We start from the raw sequence: 2531 nt of genomic DNA, 5'->3' as shown, positions 1-2531 counted from the left end.
CGCCGAGTCGATAAGCTACCTCGGACCAGCCCCACCCTGCACCGACAGCGACGACGAACCACCGCCATTCTGACAGCAGGCCAAGGGTTTACGCAGAGGCGACGGCGAACAGACGCCACTCACCGGGTACGCCCTTGAGCGTGTGAGTGCCGCAGTCCTCGAATTCCAACCCTGACCCGATCACCAAATCGCGCAGCGTGCTTGACACGAGCAAGTCGTTCGGCCCTCCCAGTGCGCTCACGCGCGCGCCGATGTGCACACCGATCCCACCGATGTCGTCGCCGCGGACCTCGCACTCGCCGATGTCATCGCCTCGACCCACCCTTGAACGGACGGCAGCTCCGGCAGGGTGTCACAGCAGGTGAACCAGTTCGGTATGAACACGATGTCACGGGGGCCTTCACGTGACGTGCGATAGGCGACGCGCAAGTCCCCGTTCATCGCATAGCGCGTCTCCGAGAACACCGCAGAAGTCTAATTCCGGGGAAGCGCATCGACAGACGTTTATGCTGTTCAAAGGGCCAACACGGCAGTCAGCGCCTTGGCTGAAACGTCCACCAGCACGCGGAACGTCAGGCCCTTATCGCCGCCTCCGGCCACCGGTAACGGGCCTCGACCAGGAATTTGGCTCTGAGCAGGTCTTCACCTAGACTCTAGGGGTTGTCGTGGGCAGACCTCGGCTGGCATCTCAAAAGCTCTACCGTCAGCCCTGCGTGCCTATCGGTGACGAAGACCATGCACGACAGGTCTGGTGGACCATGCACTCCAGCGTCCTCCAGCCGGTCCACGCGTGGGCGTGCATACGTGAACCAGGTCAGGAGATCGAGTGATTCAGCAGGAATCGCGGCTGAAGGTGGCCGACAACACGGGCGCCAGGGAGATCCTGTGCATCCGCGTGCTCGGCGGCTCGTCGCGGCGATACGCCGGCATCGGCGACGTCATCGTGGCGACGGTCAAAGAGGCCATCCCCGGCGGCAACGTCAAACGTGGTGAGGTGGTGAAGGCCGTGGTGGTGCGCACCGTCAAGGAGCGCCGCCGTCCGGACGGTAGCTACATCAAGTTCGACGAGAACGCCGCGGTGATCATCAAGCCCGACAACGACCCGCGTGGAACTCGCATCTTCGGCCCGGTCGGCCGCGAACTGCGGGAGAAGCGCTTCATGAAGATCGTCTCGCTGGCCCCGGAGGTGCTGTAAATGAAGGTGCACAAGGGCGATACCGTCCTCGTCATCTCGGGCAAGGACAAGGGCGCCAAAGGCAAAGTGATTCAGGCCTACCCGGCCCGTAACAAGGTGCTCGTCGAGGGCGTCAACCGGATCAAGAAGCACACCGCGATCTCGACCAACCAGCGCGGTGCGCAGTCGGGCGGGATCGTCACGCAGGAAGCCGCGATCCACGTCTCCAACGTGATGGTGGTCGACTCCGATGGCAAGCCCGCTCGGATCGGCTACCGGGTCGACGAGGACACCGGCAAGCGGGTTCGCATCTCCAAGCGCAATGGCAAGGACATCTGAGGGCATGACAACTACTGAGAAGGTTCAGCCCAGGCTGAAGACGCGCTACCGCGAAGAGATCCGTGACGCGCTGAACAAGGAGTTCGGCTACGCCAACGTCATGCAGATCCCGGGGGTGGTGAAGGTGGTGGTGAACATGGGCGTCGGCGACGCCGCCCGCGACGCCAAGCTGATCAACGGCGCGGTCCAGGACCTGGCGCTGATCACCGGACAGCGGCCGGAAATCCGCAAGGCCCGTAAGTCGATCGCACAGTTCAAGCTGCGTGAGGGCATGCCGATCGGAGCGCGGGTGACCCTGCGCGGCGACCGGATGTGGGAGTTTCTCGACCGGCTCACCTCGATCGCGTTGCCGCGTATCCGCGACTTTCGCGGTCTGTCGCCCAAGCAGTTCGACGGTTCGGGCAACTACACCTTTGGGCTGAGTGAGCAGTCGGTGTTCCACGAGATCGATGTGGACAAGATCGACCGCCCCCGCGGCATGGACATCACCGTCGTCACCTCGGCGACCAACGACGACGAGGGCCGAGCGCTGTTGCGCGGCCTCGGCTTTCCGTTCAAGGAGAACTGACCAGATGGCGAAGAAGGCACTGATCAACAAGAGTCGGCGGAAGCCGAAGTTCGCGGTGCGCGCGTACACGCGCTGCAACAAGTGCGGCCGCCCGCATGCGGTTTATCGCAAGTTCGGGCTGTGCAGGATCTGCCTGCGCGAGATGGCGCACGCGGGTGAATTGCCCGGCGTGCAGAAGAGCAGCTGGTAACACCGGCTAACGACGACCAGATACCAGACCAACTCAGAGAACAGGTGCGCAGCAGGCCCGTCTGGGGAACCACTGCGAGGAAGGCGACACCGCTGTCATGACAATGACGGATCCGATCGCAGACTTTTTGACACGTCTGCGCAACGCCAATTCGGCGTACCACGATGAGGTGACGCTGCCGCATTCGAAGATCAAGGCCAACATCGCCGAGATCCTCAAGCGGGAGGGTTACATCACCGACTATCACACCGAAGATGCGC

5 protein-coding genes and 1 pseudogene are annotated in these 2531 nt (G+C 62.9%); 5 read left to right on the top strand and 1 reads right to left on the bottom strand.

Features of this window, described 5'->3' with window-relative positions; translation table 11 throughout:
• Window positions 1–88: 88 nt before the first annotated feature.
• Window positions 89–307, bottom strand: a pseudogene (locus tag WAO18_RS17045) (hydrolase); the annotation flags it as partial.
• A 519-nt stretch (window positions 308–826) separates the two neighbouring features.
• Between WAO18_RS17045 and rplN the strand changes: the two are divergent.
• From rplN to rpsH, 5 genes are all read left to right on the top strand, one after another.
• The gene (rplN, locus tag WAO18_RS17040; RefSeq protein ID WP_325675221.1) at window positions 827–1195 is read left to right on the top strand and encodes a 50S ribosomal protein L14; all 369 of its coding nucleotides are present in this window, start codon (window positions 827–829) and stop codon (window positions 1193–1195) included.
• Window positions 1196–1513, top strand: a complete 318-nt coding sequence (rplX, locus tag WAO18_RS17035; protein ID WP_422207424.1) for a 50S ribosomal protein L24 — start codon at window positions 1196–1198, stop codon at window positions 1511–1513.
• 4 nt (window positions 1514–1517) lie between these two features.
• Entirely contained in the window at window positions 1518–2081 is a 564-nt protein-coding gene (gene rplE, locus WAO18_RS17030) for a 50S ribosomal protein L5 (RefSeq protein WP_422207423.1), read from the top strand.
• Between the two features lie 4 nt (window positions 2082–2085).
• On the top strand, window positions 2086–2271 hold the full coding sequence (locus WAO18_RS17025; protein WP_331518701.1) for a type Z 30S ribosomal protein S14: 186 nt from the start codon (window positions 2086–2088) through the stop codon (window positions 2269–2271).
• A 97-nt stretch (window positions 2272–2368) separates the two neighbouring features.
• Window positions 2369–2531: 30S ribosomal protein S8 (rpsH, locus tag WAO18_RS17020; protein WP_422207425.1), on the top strand; the 163-nt coding region annotated here is incomplete at its 3' end.

It is taken from the genome of Mycobacterium sp. (genome assembly GCF_049278535.1).
In the GTDB taxonomy this organism is placed as follows: domain Bacteria; phylum Actinomycetota; class Actinomycetes; order Mycobacteriales; family Mycobacteriaceae; genus Mycobacterium.
The sequence above is the reverse complement of the archived record's forward strand: the minus strand, read 5'-3'. Positions and strand labels throughout refer to the sequence as shown.